This is a genomic window from Microbacterium excoecariae, from assembly GCF_011326725.1.
GTDB lineage: Bacteria > Actinomycetota > Actinomycetes > Actinomycetales > Microbacteriaceae > Microbacterium > Microbacterium excoecariae.
In genome coordinates, this window is sequence record NZ_JAANCO010000002.1 from 38,657 (window position 1) to 52,939 (window position 14,283).

At 72.1% G+C, this 14,283-nt stretch carries 12 protein-coding genes; 7 read left to right on the forward strand and 5 right to left on the reverse strand.

Annotated features, from left to right (window positions below; genetic code table 11):
* The first annotated feature begins 51 nt into the window (after nucleotides 1–51).
* Nucleotides 52–1,347, forward strand: coding sequence for an L-fuconate dehydratase (locus G8E01_RS11390; protein ID WP_166319946.1), 1,296 nt, complete (start codon nucleotides 52–54; stop codon nucleotides 1,345–1,347).
* The gene (locus tag G8E01_RS11395; protein WP_166319948.1) at nucleotides 1,344–2,282 is read left to right on the forward strand and encodes an aldo/keto reductase; all 939 of its coding nucleotides are present in this window, start codon (nucleotides 1,344–1,346) and stop codon (nucleotides 2,280–2,282) included. The genes G8E01_RS11390 and G8E01_RS11395 overlap by 4 nt, the downstream gene beginning before the upstream one ends.
* Here the strand turns inward: G8E01_RS11395 and G8E01_RS11400 are convergent.
* The 4 genes from G8E01_RS11400 to G8E01_RS11415 are packed head-to-tail and all read right to left on the reverse strand — an operon-like array spanning nucleotide 2,279 to nucleotide 7,016.
* Nucleotides 2,279–3,097 (reverse strand): amidohydrolase family protein, encoded by an 819-nt coding sequence (locus G8E01_RS11400; protein ID WP_166319950.1) that lies wholly within the window; start codon nucleotides 3,095–3,097, stop codon nucleotides 2,279–2,281. The genes G8E01_RS11395 and G8E01_RS11400 overlap by 4 nt on opposite strands.
* A 4-nt stretch (nucleotides 3,098–3,101) precedes the next feature.
* The gene (locus G8E01_RS11405; RefSeq protein WP_166319952.1) at nucleotides 3,102–3,431 is read right to left on the reverse strand and encodes an L-rhamnose mutarotase; all 330 of its coding nucleotides are present in this window, start codon (nucleotides 3,429–3,431) and stop codon (nucleotides 3,102–3,104) included.
* Nucleotides 3,431–4,102 (reverse strand): FadR/GntR family transcriptional regulator, encoded by a 672-nt coding sequence (locus tag G8E01_RS11410; protein ID WP_166319954.1) that lies wholly within the window; start codon nucleotides 4,100–4,102, stop codon nucleotides 3,431–3,433. Before G8E01_RS11410 ends, G8E01_RS11405 begins: the two co-directional genes overlap by 1 nt.
* A 40-nt stretch (nucleotides 4,103–4,142) precedes the next feature.
* Nucleotides 4,143–7,016: a hypothetical protein gene (locus G8E01_RS11415; RefSeq protein ID WP_166319956.1), complete on the reverse strand. Its 2,874-nt coding sequence runs from the start codon at nucleotides 7,014–7,016 to the stop codon at nucleotides 4,143–4,145.
* Between the two features lie 117 nt (nucleotides 7,017–7,133).
* On the opposite strand from G8E01_RS11415, the gene G8E01_RS11420 reads away from it, so the two are divergent.
* The 3 genes from G8E01_RS11420 (at nucleotide 7,134) to G8E01_RS11430 (ending at nucleotide 9,385) form a co-directional block, all read left to right on the forward strand.
* Nucleotides 7,134–7,682 carry a TetR family transcriptional regulator C-terminal domain-containing protein gene (locus G8E01_RS11420; RefSeq protein ID WP_166319958.1) on the forward strand — a complete coding sequence of 183 codons (549 nt, stop codon included), beginning with the start codon at nucleotides 7,134–7,136 and terminating at the stop codon, nucleotides 7,680–7,682.
* Nucleotides 7,683–7,760: 78 nt separating this feature from the next.
* Entirely contained in the window at nucleotides 7,761–9,179 is a 1,419-nt protein-coding gene (locus G8E01_RS11425; protein WP_166319960.1) for a glycosyltransferase family 2 protein, read from the forward strand.
* Nucleotides 9,176–9,385 carry a hypothetical protein gene (locus G8E01_RS11430; protein WP_166319962.1) on the forward strand — a complete coding sequence of 70 codons (210 nt, stop codon included), beginning with the start codon at nucleotides 9,176–9,178 and terminating at the stop codon, nucleotides 9,383–9,385. Before G8E01_RS11425 ends, G8E01_RS11430 begins: the two co-directional genes overlap by 4 nt.
* On the opposite strand, the gene G8E01_RS11435 is transcribed toward G8E01_RS11430, so the two are convergent.
* Nucleotides 9,386–10,084 carry an EAL domain-containing protein gene (locus G8E01_RS11435; RefSeq protein WP_166319964.1) on the reverse strand — a complete coding sequence of 233 codons (699 nt, stop codon included), beginning with the start codon at nucleotides 10,082–10,084 and terminating at the stop codon, nucleotides 9,386–9,388. It lies immediately after the preceding gene.
* Nucleotides 10,085–10,177: 93 nt separating this feature from the next.
* Between G8E01_RS11435 and G8E01_RS11440 the strand changes: the two genes are divergently transcribed.
* Complete coding sequence (locus G8E01_RS11440; protein ID WP_166319966.1) at nucleotides 10,178–12,244, forward strand: diguanylate cyclase domain-containing protein; 2,067 nt, start codon at nucleotides 10,178–10,180, stop codon at nucleotides 12,242–12,244.
* Between the two features lie 36 nt (nucleotides 12,245–12,280).
* Nucleotides 12,281–14,275 (forward strand): diguanylate cyclase domain-containing protein, encoded by a 1,995-nt coding sequence (locus tag G8E01_RS11445; protein WP_166319968.1) that lies wholly within the window; start codon nucleotides 12,281–12,283, stop codon nucleotides 14,273–14,275.
* Nucleotides 14,276–14,283: the final 8 nt, after the last annotated feature.

The window sequence follows — 14,283 nt, forward strand, 5'->3', positions numbered from 1 at the left end:
AGCAGTTGACGCCACAGAGATCCGATGTTTATGGTTTCCCCAGGAGGATCAATGACGACCATCACTTCCGTCGACACGGCGGACATTCGCTTTCCGACCTCGGCGCAGCTCGACGGCTCCGACGCCATGAACCCGGATCCCGACTATTCGGCGGCCTATGTCGTCGTCCGCACCGACGCGGGCGACGGTCACGAGGGGCACGCCTTCGCGTTCACGATTGGCCGGGGCAACGACGTCCAGGTAGCCGCGATCGACCTGCTGCGCGACCACCTCGTGGGCCGCGAGGCGGAGCCGTTGCTGGCGGACATGGGATCCGCCTGGCGCCTCCTCGCGCACGACTCGCAGCTCCGGTGGCTCGGGCCGGAGAAGGGCGTCATGCACATGGCCATCGGTGCGGTGCTCAACGCGCTCTGGGACCTCAAGGCCAAGCGCGCCGGGCTGCCGCTCTGGCGGTTGCTCGCGCGCATGAGCCCCGAGGAGCTCGCGGACCTCGTCGACTACCGCTACCTGAGCGACGCGCTCACGCGCGAGGAGGCCGTCGAGATCCTGCGCGCCGCCGAACCGGGGCGCCGCGAGCGCGAGGAGACCCTCGTGCGCGTTGGCTACCCGGCCTACACGACGACGCCCGGGTGGCTCGGCTATTCGGACGAGAAGCTCGCTCGGCTGTGTCGCGAGGCGATCGCCGACGGGTTCAGGCAGATCAAGCTCAAGGTGGGCGCCTCGCGCGAGGACGACATCCGGCGCCTCGCGATCGCCCGTGACGTCGTGGGGGAGGGGTTCCCCATCGCCATCGACGCGAACCAGCGCTGGGACGTCTCGGACGCGATCGACTGGATCCGCGACCTCGCGCCCTACGGCCTCGCGTGGGTCGAGGAGCCGACGAGCCCCGACGACCTCCTGGGCCACGCCGCGATCGCGCAGGGGATCGCCCCCGTCCCGGTCGCCACGGGTGAGCATGTGCACAACCGCGTCATGTTCAAGCAGTTCCTCCAGGCGGGCGCGCTCGAGGTGATGCAGATCGACGCGGCGCGGGTCGGCGGGGTGAACGAGAACATCGCCCACCTCCTCCTCGCGGCCAAGTTCGGCGTGCGCGTGTGCCCGCACGCGGGCGGTGTCGGCCTCTGCGAAGCCGTGCAGCACCTCTCGATGTTCGACTTCGTCGCTGTATCCGGGACGATGGACGGGCGCATGATCGAGTACGTCGACCACCTCCACGAGCACTTCGTGACGCCGACGCGCGTCGAGGGCGGGCGCTACCTCGCCCCCGAGGCGCCGGGCGCCGGCACCGAGATGCGCGCCGACTCCCGGGCCGAGTACACGCGCCGCGCCGCGGGGGTGACCGCGTGATCGAGCGGCTGGGGTTCGGCGCCGCGTCGATCGGGAACCTGTACCGCGAGGTGCCCGACGCCCAGGCCCGCGCGGCCCTCGATGCCGCGTGGGAGGGCGGGATCCGCACGTTCGACACGGCGCCGCACTACGGGCTGGGCCTCAGCGAGCGGCGCCTCGGGGAGTTCCTCCGCGACAAGCCCCGCGACGCCTTCCGCCTGTCGACGAAGGTGGGCCGGATCCTCGAGCCGAACCCGCACTTTGCCGGCGGCACGGACGCGGCCGATGGGTTCGCCGTTCCGGACGATCTCGTCCGCCGGTGGGACCCGAGCCTCGAGGGTATGGAGCGCTCGCTGGCGGACTCGCTGTCGCGTCTCGGGCTCGACCGCGTCGACACCCTCTTCCTTCACGACCCCGACGTGTACGGGCTCGACGACGGCCTCCGGCGGGGCCTGCCCGCGCTAGCGGAGCTGCGCGCTCGCGGACTGGTGGAGCGGATCGGCGTGGGCGTCAACAGCGCCAAGGCCGCCGCGCGTGCCGTGCGCGAGGGCGACCTGGACGTCGTCATGATTGCGGGGCGGTACACGCTGCTCGAGCAGCCCGCGCTCGCCGACCTCCTGCCGCTCTGCGCGGAGCGCGGCGTGCGCGTGCTCGCCGTCGCCGTGTTCAACTCGGGGCTCCTCGCGGCGGCGGATCCGTCCCGGGCCCACTACAACTACGGCGACGTGCCGCCCGAGCTCCTCCGGCGCACGGAGCGCCTGCGCGAGGTCTGCGATCGGCACGGCGTCGCGCTGCCGGCGGCCGCGATCCAGTACCCGCTGCGCCACCCCGCCGTGGAGAGCGTGATCGTCGGCACCTCCCGCGCCGCCGCGGTGCGCGAGAACCTCGCGCACGCCGCGGCCCCGATCCCGGAGGAGCTCTGGGAGGCGCTGCGCGACGAGGGCCTCGCGCCCTAGCGGATCCGGTAGGCGTCGCGCGCGTTCGCGTGCGCGACGCCGTCCCACGCGGATCCGCTGGCCGCGCGGACCATCTCGGCCCATCGCGTCGTCTCGAGCCCCGCGTCCCGCCCCGTGCTCACGGGCCAGTCGCTGCCGTAGAGGCAGCGCTCGGGCCCGAACGCCGCGATCGTCTCGGCGAGGAACGCCAGCGCGTGCGCGTCGAACGCCGCGGTCGTCGACGCCTCGCCGCGGAGACCCGACAGCTTGGCGCGCACCGTCGGCCGCTCGGCCAGGCGCTTGAGGGCCGCCCGCCACTGGCGCCCCTCCACCGAGGCCGGCCCGGCGTCGACCGGCGGCTTGCCGCAGTGGTCGAGGATGATCGTCGTCTCGGGTGCGGCGTCCACGAGCCCGCAGAGCGCGTCGAGCTGCTCGAACCGCACGCACGCGTCGAAGGCGAGGCCCGCGGCGCCGACGGCGCGGAGGCCCTCGCGGACGGCCGGATCGGCGAACACCTCGTCGCGGAGGCTCTGCAGAAGGTGCCGCACGCCGCGGACGAGCGGTCGGGCGCCGAGCGCCTCGAGGTCCGCCGCGGCGTGCGCGAGGTCGATGTCGGCGACGATGCCCGCGAGGCCCGGCCAGGCGAGCGACTCGACCCACGCCACCTCCTCGAGCGGCGTCGCGCGCACGTCGGCCTCGACGAAGATCCACGCGGTCGTCACTCCGTCGGCGAGCGCGGACGGCAGGCGCGGCCCGTCGAGCGGCGTGCCCGCGACCCAGTCGATGGGGAGGGATCGTGGATCCCACACGTGCGCGTGCGCGTCGAGCAGGGGCATCGCCTCAGCCCTCCCGCTGGGCGCGCAGGTCCCACACCTCGGCGAGCGGTGCCGTGCCTTCCGCGCCGTCGGAATCTCGGAACAGCTCGACGAAGCGTCCGATGTCTGCCTGCCAGGCGTGGTCGGCCGGGTCATCCGCCAGGGCGGCGCGCGCCGCGTCCCAGTCGTCGCAATCGACAAGGTGGAACAGGCGTTCGCCGGAGCGCCAGATCGTCCAGTCACGGATACCGATGCGCGTGAACGTCGCGACGAGGTCGTCGGGGATCCGCGCGTGGCGGCGGACGTAGTCTGCCTCGGCGCCGGGACGGATCTCGGAGTGCAGAACGACGCGCATCAGCGTGCTCCCCGTAGCCAGCGCTCGACGCCCGAGACGTGCGCGATCATGAGCGCCTCCGCCAGCTCCGCGTCGCCGTGGCGCAGCGCCTCGACGATGCCGCGGTGCTCGTCGATCGTGCGCGCCACGGATCCGCCCTGCGTGATGCCTCGCCAGACGCGCGCCCGGACGGTGTGGCTCGAGAGCGAGTCGACGAGGTGGGCGAGGTACGCGTTGCCCGACGCGCCCGCGATCCGCGCGTGAAAGTCCACGTCGTGTGCGACCAGGTGCTCGATGTCGGTGTCGTGCGCGATGTCCTCGAGCAGGCGATCCAGCTCGCCCAGCTCCTCCTCGCCGATGCGCGCGCTCGCGAGCGCGACGGCCTTCGGCTCGAGCATCCGCCGCACGGCGAGGATCTCGAGGATTGAGTCGTCCTGGTGAAGGTCCACGACGAAGCTCATCGCTTCGAGGAGCAGATCGGGCTTGAGGCTCGTGACGTACGTCCCGTCGCCCCGGCGCACGTCCAGGACGCGGATCACCTCCAGCGCTTTGACGGCCTCGCGGAGCGAGCTGCGCGAGAGGCCGAGCCGCTCGCTCAGTTCCTTCTCCGGGGGGAGCCGGCTGCCGGGCGACAGCTCGCCGGACACGATCATGTCCTTAATTTTGAGAATCGCCTCGTCGGTGACGGCCATGGCCCCACCCTAGCAATGATCGGATGTCTGTGGAGTCCCGCTACGAGCGCCGACGCGCGACGGCGACGATCACCAAGCCGGCCACGACGATCACAAGCGCGCCGCCGAGCGCGGGCCAGAGGATGCTTCCGCCCGTCGGCGAGAGATCCGAGGTCGGCCCCGCGTCGCCCGAGCCGGGCGTCCCGGATCCGCCGTCCGACTCGGGCCCCGTCACGGCGGTGGCCGACGGAGTGGGGTCGGTCCCGGGGTCCGTGGTCGTATCGGGCGTGGGGTCGGGGCTCGGGGTGGGATCCGGCGTGGGCTCGGGATCCGTGGTGGGATCCGGCGTAGGCGTGACGTCGATCGGGTCGTAGGTGTTCGTGATCTCGCACGATGCGACCTGACCGAGGCGTAGTGCGAGCTCCGCCGTCCCGGCGCCGGACTGGGTGAGCGCGTCGCCCGCATCGGCGTCGTCGACCACGCACACCCACTCGCCGGGGACGTAGTCGCCCGCGCCCTCCGCGGACGACGACTCATCAAGCTCGTACACGCCCGCGTCGACGCCCGTCGCGGAGACCTCGCCGGCGCCGGTGAGCGCGGAACCGACGCCGGTCGCCGAGACCTGCCAGTCCTCCGGCGTGAGCGTCCCGCCCTCGACGTTCTTCGCGAGCGCGAGGGTCGGCCCGATCGCGCGGTTCGTCGCGATGCACAGGGCGCGGTCGCCGTAGTCGAGCGTGGCGGTACGGGTCTCCGGGTCGAAGGCGATGGGGTTGCCGCCGGCGTCCTGCGCCTCGCACGCCCAGGTCCCCTCGTATCCGCGCGGTCCGACCTCGCGGAACACGTACGCGCCGGGCGCCGTCTCGCGCTCCGTCGTGCCGCCGAAGCCGAGGTAGGCGGCGGCTCCCGGGCCGCGGGCGAGCAGGAGGAAGCTCGTCGGCGTGGCCGCATCGCGGAACTGCTGCCCCTCGATGACCTTCTCGAGCTGGAGGGTCGGCATCACAGCGGCGTTGGTGACGGTGCACACGGCGTCGGTGCTGCCGGCGACGGTGGCGTCCGAGCCCACGAGCTCGGCGCCCGTGCAGGACCAGCCCTCGGAGACGTAGCCTTCCGGCCCGCCCGACTCGTCGAGCGACCAGACGCTGCCTGCCGGCACGGCGACGCGGGTCACCGACTCGGCGCCGGTCGACCCGGAGAACGCGCCGGCGGTGCCCTCCGCCGACAGAGTCCATTCCTCGGGCGCGGCGGGCGTGCCCGCCTCGGCCGTGACGTTCTTCACGAGCGTCAGCGTGGACCCCGTCCAGGCGTTCGTGATCGTGCAGGTCACCGAGGTGTCGGTGTCGGGGATCGTCACGACATCGTCCGATAGGCCATCGAACGCGTTGCCGGTGTCGTCGTCGACGCAGGACCATCCGCGGGACGCGTACCCGTCCGGGCCGCTGGCCTCGGCGAGGGCGTAATCGCCCGGCTCCACCGCCGCGAACGTGACGTCGGCGGATCCGGACGCCCCCGTGATCGCGCCCTCGGAGCCTGTCGCCGCGAGAACGAAGTCCTCGGCGCCGGCGGCGCCGCCCCCGGTGTTCACGACCTCCTTGACGAGGGTGAGGTGCGAGGTCTGCGCCGTGTTGGTGATCGTGCAGGTGACGTCTTCGCCCGCGGCGACAGCGACCTCGCTCACGTAGTCATTCGACCCCGTGCACACCCAGCCGTCCGTGACGTACCCGGCGGTGGGGCCGGTCTCCGAGAGCTGATAGGTGCCCGGCACGACCGTCGCGTCGGTGACGGCCGCGGATCCGGTCGCGCCCGAGATCGTCTCGTCCGGCCCCGCGGCCGACAGCTCCCACGACGTGGGCGGCTGGGCGCTGTCCTCCACGCGCTTGACGAGCGTGAGATGCCCGCCCTCGAAGGTGTTCACGATCGTGCACTCGATGTCCTCGTCCCCCGTCACCGTGAGGACGCCCCCCGGGGCCGCCATCTCGGATCCCGTGCGCACGTCGACGCAGGCCCAGTCGCTCGCGGTGTAGCCCGCGGGTCCGTTCTCGGCGAGCGTGTACACACCGGCGGCGATGCCCGCGTGGGTGACGGCGGTGGATCCGGTCACGCCGGACACCGGCGTCGGCCCCGTGGCCGACAGCTCCCACTCGGTCGCCGCGTCGAGCGGTACCCCCTCCGGGCCCGCCACCTCCTTGACCAGCGACAGTTGGGGGTAGGCGGCGGTGTTCGTGATCGAGCAGGTAATCGACTGCGCGAGCTCCACGGCGATGGCGCCATTCCCGTCGACGGGGATCGCCGTTGCGGGGGTGGTCGCCGAGTCGACGCACGTCCAGGAGCCGGCCTCGTACCCCTCGGGCCCGCCGTACTCGCGCAGGGTGTACTGGCCGATGCGCACGGGCTGCTGCGTGACCGCCTCGGATCCGCTCGCGCCCGACACGCTCATCGGCCCCTGCGCCTCGAGCGTCCAGTCCGACGGATCCGCGCCGCCTCCGTCGACGTTCTTGACGAGGGTGATGGTCGGGGAGATCGCCTCGTTCGTGATCGTGCAGGTCAGCTGCTCGTCGGCCTCGATCGTGATGATGCGGACGGGCTCGGTCGTGACGTCGCCGCCGCAGTCCCAGCTCGCGAACCGGTACCCGCCGGGGGAGTTCTCGGTGACGATCTCCGAGATCTCGTAGGTTCCCGCCGGCACCAGCTCGCTCTGGACGCCGTTGAGGCCCTGCCCGCGGATGACCTCGCCCGTGTCGACGTTGACGGCCTGGACGTCCCACAGCGAGCGGTCGCCCACACTCGAGCCGGTCGCGAGGTTCTCGATCTGCTTGAACAGAGACAGGCGCGCCTCGCCCGCGGCGGCGGCCGGCGCGGCCGAAACGAGACCCGCTACGGCGAGCGCGGCGGCAACTCCGAGCGCCGCGAGTTTCGTGATGGTGCGCTGTGTCGTCATACTGCTTCCCCCCGAAGCCCGTCCGATACGCGTCACGCTACCGCGCGGCTTCGGCGCGCGATAGTTTCCGCATTCCGGCGGCGAGGTGCGCACCGCATACAACTGTATTGTTGACCCGTGCCCGAGCTCCCCCCGCGCCTCCATGTCACCCGTGCCCTCCTGGCCGTTCTCGCGGACGCGGGCATGGATGGGGTGAGCGTACGGCGCGTGGCCGCCCGCGCGGGTTTGTCGATCGGGGCCGTGCAGCACCACTTCCCGACCAAGGCCGCGATGCTGGCCGCGGCCGCAGCCGTGCTCCATGCGGCCGACGAGGAGAGGGACCTCCCCGCCGCACCCCGCGAACGTCTCGCGGCGCTCCTCGACGCGCGGATCCCCGCCAGCAGCGTGGATCCGCTCGCCCGCGTGTGGCTGGCGCTCGCCGCGCACGCCGCCGTCGACGACGCGACGAATGACGCGATCGTCGGGCTGGCATCCGATCGCCGCCGGCAGCTCGCGGAGACCCTTGATGCCTGCGGCGCATCGACCGCCGCCGCGCGTCGCGGCGCGACCGAGCTGAGCGCGCTCGCCGACGGCCTCGCCGTTCAAGTCGTCTCGGAGCGCGGGGCGCTCCCGCCCGCGATCGCGCGCGACGTTCTTCGGGCGCGCGCCGCCGCCCTCACGCCCTGACCGATATACCTACACGCCGACGTTCCGATGGGCGAAAGCGGGGCATCGGGGCGCTAGCGTCGGGGGTGGGGAGGACGTATGCGGAGGTTCACGGGACTCGCGATCATCGGGGTCACTTTGGCGGCGGCGATCGCGCTCTTGGTCGTGATCGCGCTCGGCGCGCCGCGGCCGCTCTGGCGGCCCGAGGTGGTCGAGATCTGGGGCGTGGACGTCTGGTACGACGCGCACGCGCCGGCGCTCTGGATCATCCTGGCCGCGATCGCCCTTGCCGTGGCCGCCGGCACGAGCGTCGCATGGTACGAGGCGCGCACGGCGAACCGCTCGCGCACGGCGGATCCGACCCGCGTCGACCGGCCGCTGTCGCCCCGCCGCATCATGGCGGCGACGCGCGGCGTGTTCGCCGGCGAGGTGACCGTGACGGCGCTCATCCCCGCGCACAACGAGGAGGACAACCTCTCCGCCACGCTGGCGTCGCTCGCGGCCCAGACGACGCCGCCCGAGCGCATCATCGTCATCGCCGACAACTGCACCGACAGGACCGTCGAGATTGCGCGCGCGGCGGGGGTCGAGGTGCTCGAGACGGTAGACAACACGGCGAAGAAGGCGGGCGGCCTCAACCAGGCGCTCTCGCGGATCCTGCCCGAGCTCGGCGACAACGACGGCGTCCTCGTGATGGACGCGGACACGAGCTTCGCGAGCACGACCTTCCTCGAAACGGCCAGGGCCCGGATGACCTCCGACCGCGCCCTCATGGCCGTGGGCGGGCTGTTCCTCGGCGACGAGGGCGGCGGGCTCCTCGGCCAGTTCCAGCGCAACGAATACACCCGCTACTCCCGCGAGATCGAGCGCCGCCGCGGGCGCGTGTTCGTCCTGAGCGGCACCGCCTCGGTCTTCCGGCCCGCGGCGCTGCGCGCCGTGGCGGCGGCGCGCGGCGACCTCATCCCCGGCATCCCCGGCGACGTGTACGACACCGTGGCGCTGACGGAGGACAACGAGATCACGATCGCGATCAAGAGCCTCGGCGGGCTCATCGTGTCGCCGACGAGCTGCACGGTGACGACCGAGATCATGCCGTCGTGGCGCATGCTGTGGAAGCAGCGGCTCCGGTGGCAACGCGGCGCGGTCGAGAACCTGGGGGCCTACGGCATCACGGCGACCACGACCCGGTACTGGGCGCAGCAAATCGGCATCGGGTATTCGGTCATCGCGCTCGCGAGCTACTTCCTCTTCGTCTTCCTGTTCCTCGTCTCGATCGACCAGTGGGTCTGGTTCACGTTCTGGCTGATCATCGGCGCCGTGTTCGTGCTGGAGCGCCTCGTCACGGTCTGGGCGGGGGGCTGGCGGGCGCGGCTGGTCGCGCTGCTCGTGTTTCCGGAGCTGCTCTACGACCTGTTCATCGACATCGTCTTCGTGAAGGGCATCATCGACATGACGTTCGGGCGTGAGGCCACCTGGTCGCACCTGCCCCCGGCCGACGCCGAGGGGGCGGCCGAGTGATCGCGCCGCTGCCCGCGGGGATCCTGTTTCCCGTCGAGGTCCTGCAGAGCGGCTGGGTCGCCGTGCTCGCGTCGTTCGTCGCGGTCAACACGATCCTCTACATGGCGCTCGCGCTCCTGAAGATCTTCCCCGCGCCGCGCCTCACGCACCGCGGCCGCTCGCGCCGCGCCGAAACGCGCAGCATCCATCCCGACGACCCCGTGTGATCAGACGGGCCCCGGCCGGCCGTAGAGGTAGCCCTGGCCGTGGGTCGCGCCGTATGAGACGGCCGTCGTCTGGTGCGCCGTGGTCTCGATGCCCTCCACGACCACCGTGGCGCCGACGTCGCGCGCCGCGCGGGAGAACGCGTCGAGCTCCGCGGATCGCAGCGGATCGCCCTCCGCCGCGCCCCAGACGACGGCGCGGTCGATCTTCACGATGTCGGGGTGGATCGTGCGGATCCATTCCTCGCACGCGTTCGCGGCCCCCACGTCGTCGAGGAGGAGCTGCGCGCCGACCGCGTGGCACACGACGAGCAGGTCCGTCTCCGGCGGCAGGGCCGACGTCTCGGAGAGCTCGATGCCCCAACGCCGGCCCGCGGGGAAGGGGCGGCCGAGCTCGGGAGCGATCAGCGTGTCGGCGGACGCATTGACCGTCACGATCATGTCCGCCGGAAGGTGCTCGGCCGCGGTGACCGCGCTGTGGAGCAGCCGGAGCTCGAGGGCGCGACGCCGGTGCTCGGCCTCGGCCTGCTCGAGGTGCGCGGGCGGGATCCGCCCGTCCTCGAAGCGCGCCAGCGCCTCGTAACCGCGCACCTCGCGCGTCGCAAACTCGACGAACGGCTGGAAGACGATGCGATGCGCGTCGCGATCTCGGCCCGGCTCGTGCCGCTCCGCGTGCGTCGGGTTCTCCGATGACGTGTCCATGTCGGGCTAAAGGTACTGCCGCGTGGGCCCAGTTCCCATACCTCGCTCCGGGACGCGCCGGTAGGCTGGCGAAATACCGCGGAGGGAGACGACGTGGCGCGATCGACCGACCGGGCCGGAAGCCGCGTGCTGTCCGCCCTGCGCTCGTTCGGCCGACGGCAATCGACCTCTTCCGCGATGACCGCGATCGGGTGCGCGTTCGTGGGGATCGTGATCGCGACGCTGCTCCCCGCGATCCCGCAGGAGGGCGCACGCCCCGCCGAGACGGCCGCGGCGTGGTTCGCGATCCTCGTCTGCCTGTCCGTCGTCGTCGGCGCGCTGTGCGCCGGGCGCCGCTTCCCGGACCGCGCCGGTGCGGTCGGGATCGTGGCGACCGCGCTGGCGATTGGCGTGGGCGTGGCATCCGTACAGACCCCCGAGAGCTTTGTGAGCCCCGTCCTCCTCGTGCCCGTTGCGGCGGCCTACGCGGGGTGGACCTTTCCGCCGGTTCAGGCCCGCGCGCTCGCGGGGGTTGTGGTCGTCGTCATCAGCGCCGGGCTGTTGTCGAACGCCACGTTCCGAGACGCGCTCGCGGCGTACCCGTGGGGCATCGTGTTCGGGTACATCGTGAGCTTCATCGTCGCCGAGCTGTCCATCGCGCTGGCGGAGGACATGCGGTCCTATTCGCTTGTCGACCCGCTGACGGGCGCTCTCAACCGCCGCGGGCTCGCGCGTCGGATGCGAGAGCTGCGCAGGCGTTCGGGTCGCGTCTGGATCGTCGCCGTCGACCTCAACGGGTTGAAGGTGGTCAACGATCGCCGGGGGCACGCGCAGGGGGATCAGGTCCTCCGCGAGAGCGTGACGGGCTGGGCGCGGGCGCTGCCCGAGGGTGGCCTCATCGCGCGCTGGGGCGGCGACGAGTTCGTGTGGGCATTCTCTGCGCCCGACGAGGAGAGCGCCCGGGGAGTCATCGCGCGCATGCGCGCGGCCTCCCCTCACGCGTTCGCGGCGGGTCTTGCGCCGCTCGCGACGACCGTGGACGCCGCCGTGCGCGCCGCGGACCCCGAGCTCTACGCTGCCAAGCGCGCGGGTGAGGGCGTCCCTCGCGCCGCGGAGTCGCCGGACGACGCGCTCGCCGCCAGTCGGTTCGGTGTCCTCGCCCGTCAGACGAAATACACGCGCCTCTGGTTCGTCGCGGGCCTTGCCTTCGCCACGAGCGCGTACACCGCCGCGTTCGCGACGGACAGCCCGGTGGGCGCGGCGATCTCCACCGTCAACGGATCCGTCAGCCTGGTTTTCGCCGCCACGGCGGCCCTCGCGGGTCGCCGATTCCCTCGCGCCGCCGTTGTCGTCTGGATCGCCGTGCTCGCGTCGGCCGCCACCGCGCACGCGCTCCTCACCGATCAGCGGGGTGCGCTCCTGCACGCCGTGTTCGGCATGCCGCTGATCGCGGTCGTCGTCGCGACGCTGTTCGCGCCGCGTGCGGCTCGCACCATCGTCGCGGTGTTCCTCGCCGCGCTCGGGGGAGCCGTGCTCATGGCCCCCACGTTCGTCTCGACCCTCGGGAACGGGCCGCTGCTGGTGTCGGCGGCGACCGCGTGGCTGCTGCTGGAGGTCGTCGTTGCCTCCAGCGCGAGCCTGCGCCGCACGGCGAGCAGCGATCCGCTCACGGGCGCGCTCAATCGCCTCGGGCTGGCGCACACGATGCCGCGCCTTGAAGCGCGGGCGCGGCATCGGCGGGCGCCGCTCTCCGTCGTCGCGATCGATTTCGACCACTTCAAGGTGCTGAACGACACGCAGGGGCACACGCGCGGCGACGCCGCGTTGCGCGAGGCGGTCGCGCAGTGGCGCGCGGACCTGCGCGCGGGGGACCTCATCGCGCGTGTCGGCGGCGACGAGTTCGTCGTCGTCCTGCCCGGGGCCGACGAGTCGGCGGCCGAGCACCTCATGGCGCGGTTGCGCGACGGCGCGGCGGATCCGTGGACGTGGGGCGTCGCCGAGGTCTCCCGCGACGAGGGTGTGGACCACGTGCTGCACCGGGCCGACCAGGCGCTCGGCGCGCGGAAGGCGCTCCGGGGCACGGCCCGCGCGGCCCACGGGTCGGCGGACACTCAGTTGCCTGCGCGAGACGCCTCAGAGCGCGAGCGAGGCGCACCGTTGCCACGACAGTCCGGCGGCTAGGATGGCGCAGATTCGTGACGGAGAAGGGGCGCGAGCGTGACGCGATCGACGGACGGCGTGGGCGCTGTGGTGAAGTCGCGCGCACGCAGATTCGCGCGCATGCAGTCCACGGCGTCCGCCATGACCGCCGTCGGATGCGCCGTCGTCCTCCTTGTCGTCGCCTACTTCTTGCCGAGCGAGATCGCCGCGGGCGGGTCGGTTGCCGTCCGCGTCGTCACGTGGTGCGCGCTCCTGCTGTGCAGCGGAATGATCGTCGCCGCTCTTGTTGCCGGGCGGCGGTTTTCCCCGCGTGCAGGGGCTGTGGCGATCCTCGCCCTGGCCGTCGCGGTGAGCATGGGGCTGACCCACGTCACGACCGCTGAGCGCTTTGTGAGCCCGGCGCTGCTCGTCCCGATCGCGGCCGCGTACGCGGGGTGGAGTTTTCGCCCCGCGGTCGCGCGCGGGTTCGTTGTTGTCATCATCGGCATTTTCGCGTGTGGTCTCATCGGAAACGACACCTTCCGGGAGGCGTTGTTCGCGTATCCGTGGGGAATGCTCTTCGGGCTCGTGGTCAGCGTGATCATCGCGGAGCTGTCCATCGCGCTGGCAGAAGACATGCGGGCGTATTCGTTGGTCGACCCCCTGACCGGTGCGCTCAATCGCCGCGGGCTGGCGCGGTGGCTGAGCCGCCTGCGGCGCAACGGCGAGCAGGTGTGGGTCGTGGCCGCGGACCTCAACGGCCTCAAGCAGATCAATGATCGCCTGGGCCATGCCGAGGGCGACCAAGTGCTCCGCGAGAGCGTCGACGGCTGGCGTCGGGACCTGCCGCGTGGCGGTGTCGTCGCCAGGTGGGGTGGGGACGAGTTCGTGATGGTGTTCAGCGCTCTCGACGAGCACGCCGCGCACAAGGTGCTGACCTCACTCCGCACGAATCCTCCCCACGCGTTCGCCGCGGGCATGGTCCCTCTGACGGGGACCATCGAAGACACGGTGCGTGCGGCCGACCCCGCCCTGTACGCCGATAAGCGTCGTGTGGGTTCGGCGGGTTCGGCGCGACACCCCGACCGTTCCGGGGGCGCGAGTACGCGCGTGAGCATTTTCGCCCGCGAGACCCGCTACACCTGGATCTGGGTGCTCGCCGGGGTCGCGTTCGCCGCGAGCGCCTTCGTGGCCGCATGGGAGACGGAAAGCCGCACCGGCGCCGTGATCTCCCTCATCGGTGGGGCCGCGAGTCTGGCCTTCGCGGTGATCGTTGCGGTGCGGGGAAGGCAGTTCCCCTCGGTGGGCATCGTGATATGGATCACGATCCTCGCCGTGAGCGCGCTCGCGCACGCCACGTTCACCGACCAACGCGGGGCGATCTTCCAGGCGATTTTCGGGCTGCCGCTTATCGCCGTCATCGTGGCGACGTTCTATTCCCCGCGCGCGGCGCGCATGATTGTCGGCGTCGTCATCGCGACCTTCGGCGGCGCGTTCCTGCTGGCGCCGAGCATGATTGAGCTCATCGGAGCGGGCCCGATCGTCGTGTCCGCCCTCACCGCGTGGCTGTTGCTCGAGGTCATCATCGCGTCCAGCGCGAGCCTGATGCGCGCGGCGGGACGCGATCCGCTCACCCGCGCGCTGAATCGACGGGGGCTCGCGCTGCGCGTGCCCCGGGTCGAGCGGCACGCAGCGCGCACGACCGGCGCGTTCGCGGTTGCGGCCATCGATTTTGACCACTTCAAGACGCTGAACGACACCTTCGGGCACGCGCGAGGCGACGCCGCGCTGCGAGACGCCGTGGAGTCGTGGCGCTCTGAGCTTCGTCCCGTCGACGTGATCGCGCGGATTGGAGGCGATGAATTCGTGATTCTCCTCCCGGGCATCGGCCTGGAGGACGCCGAACGGATCCTGCAGCGCCTCCACGCGCACGCCGATAATCCCTGGACGTACGGCATCGCCATTGCGCAGGCGGGGGAAGAGCTCGACCCTGTGCTGCACCGCGCGGACCAGGCGCTCGGCGTGCGGAAGGCGCTCCGCGGCACGGCCCGTCCCCCCACGCGGGAGGGATAACCCCCGGC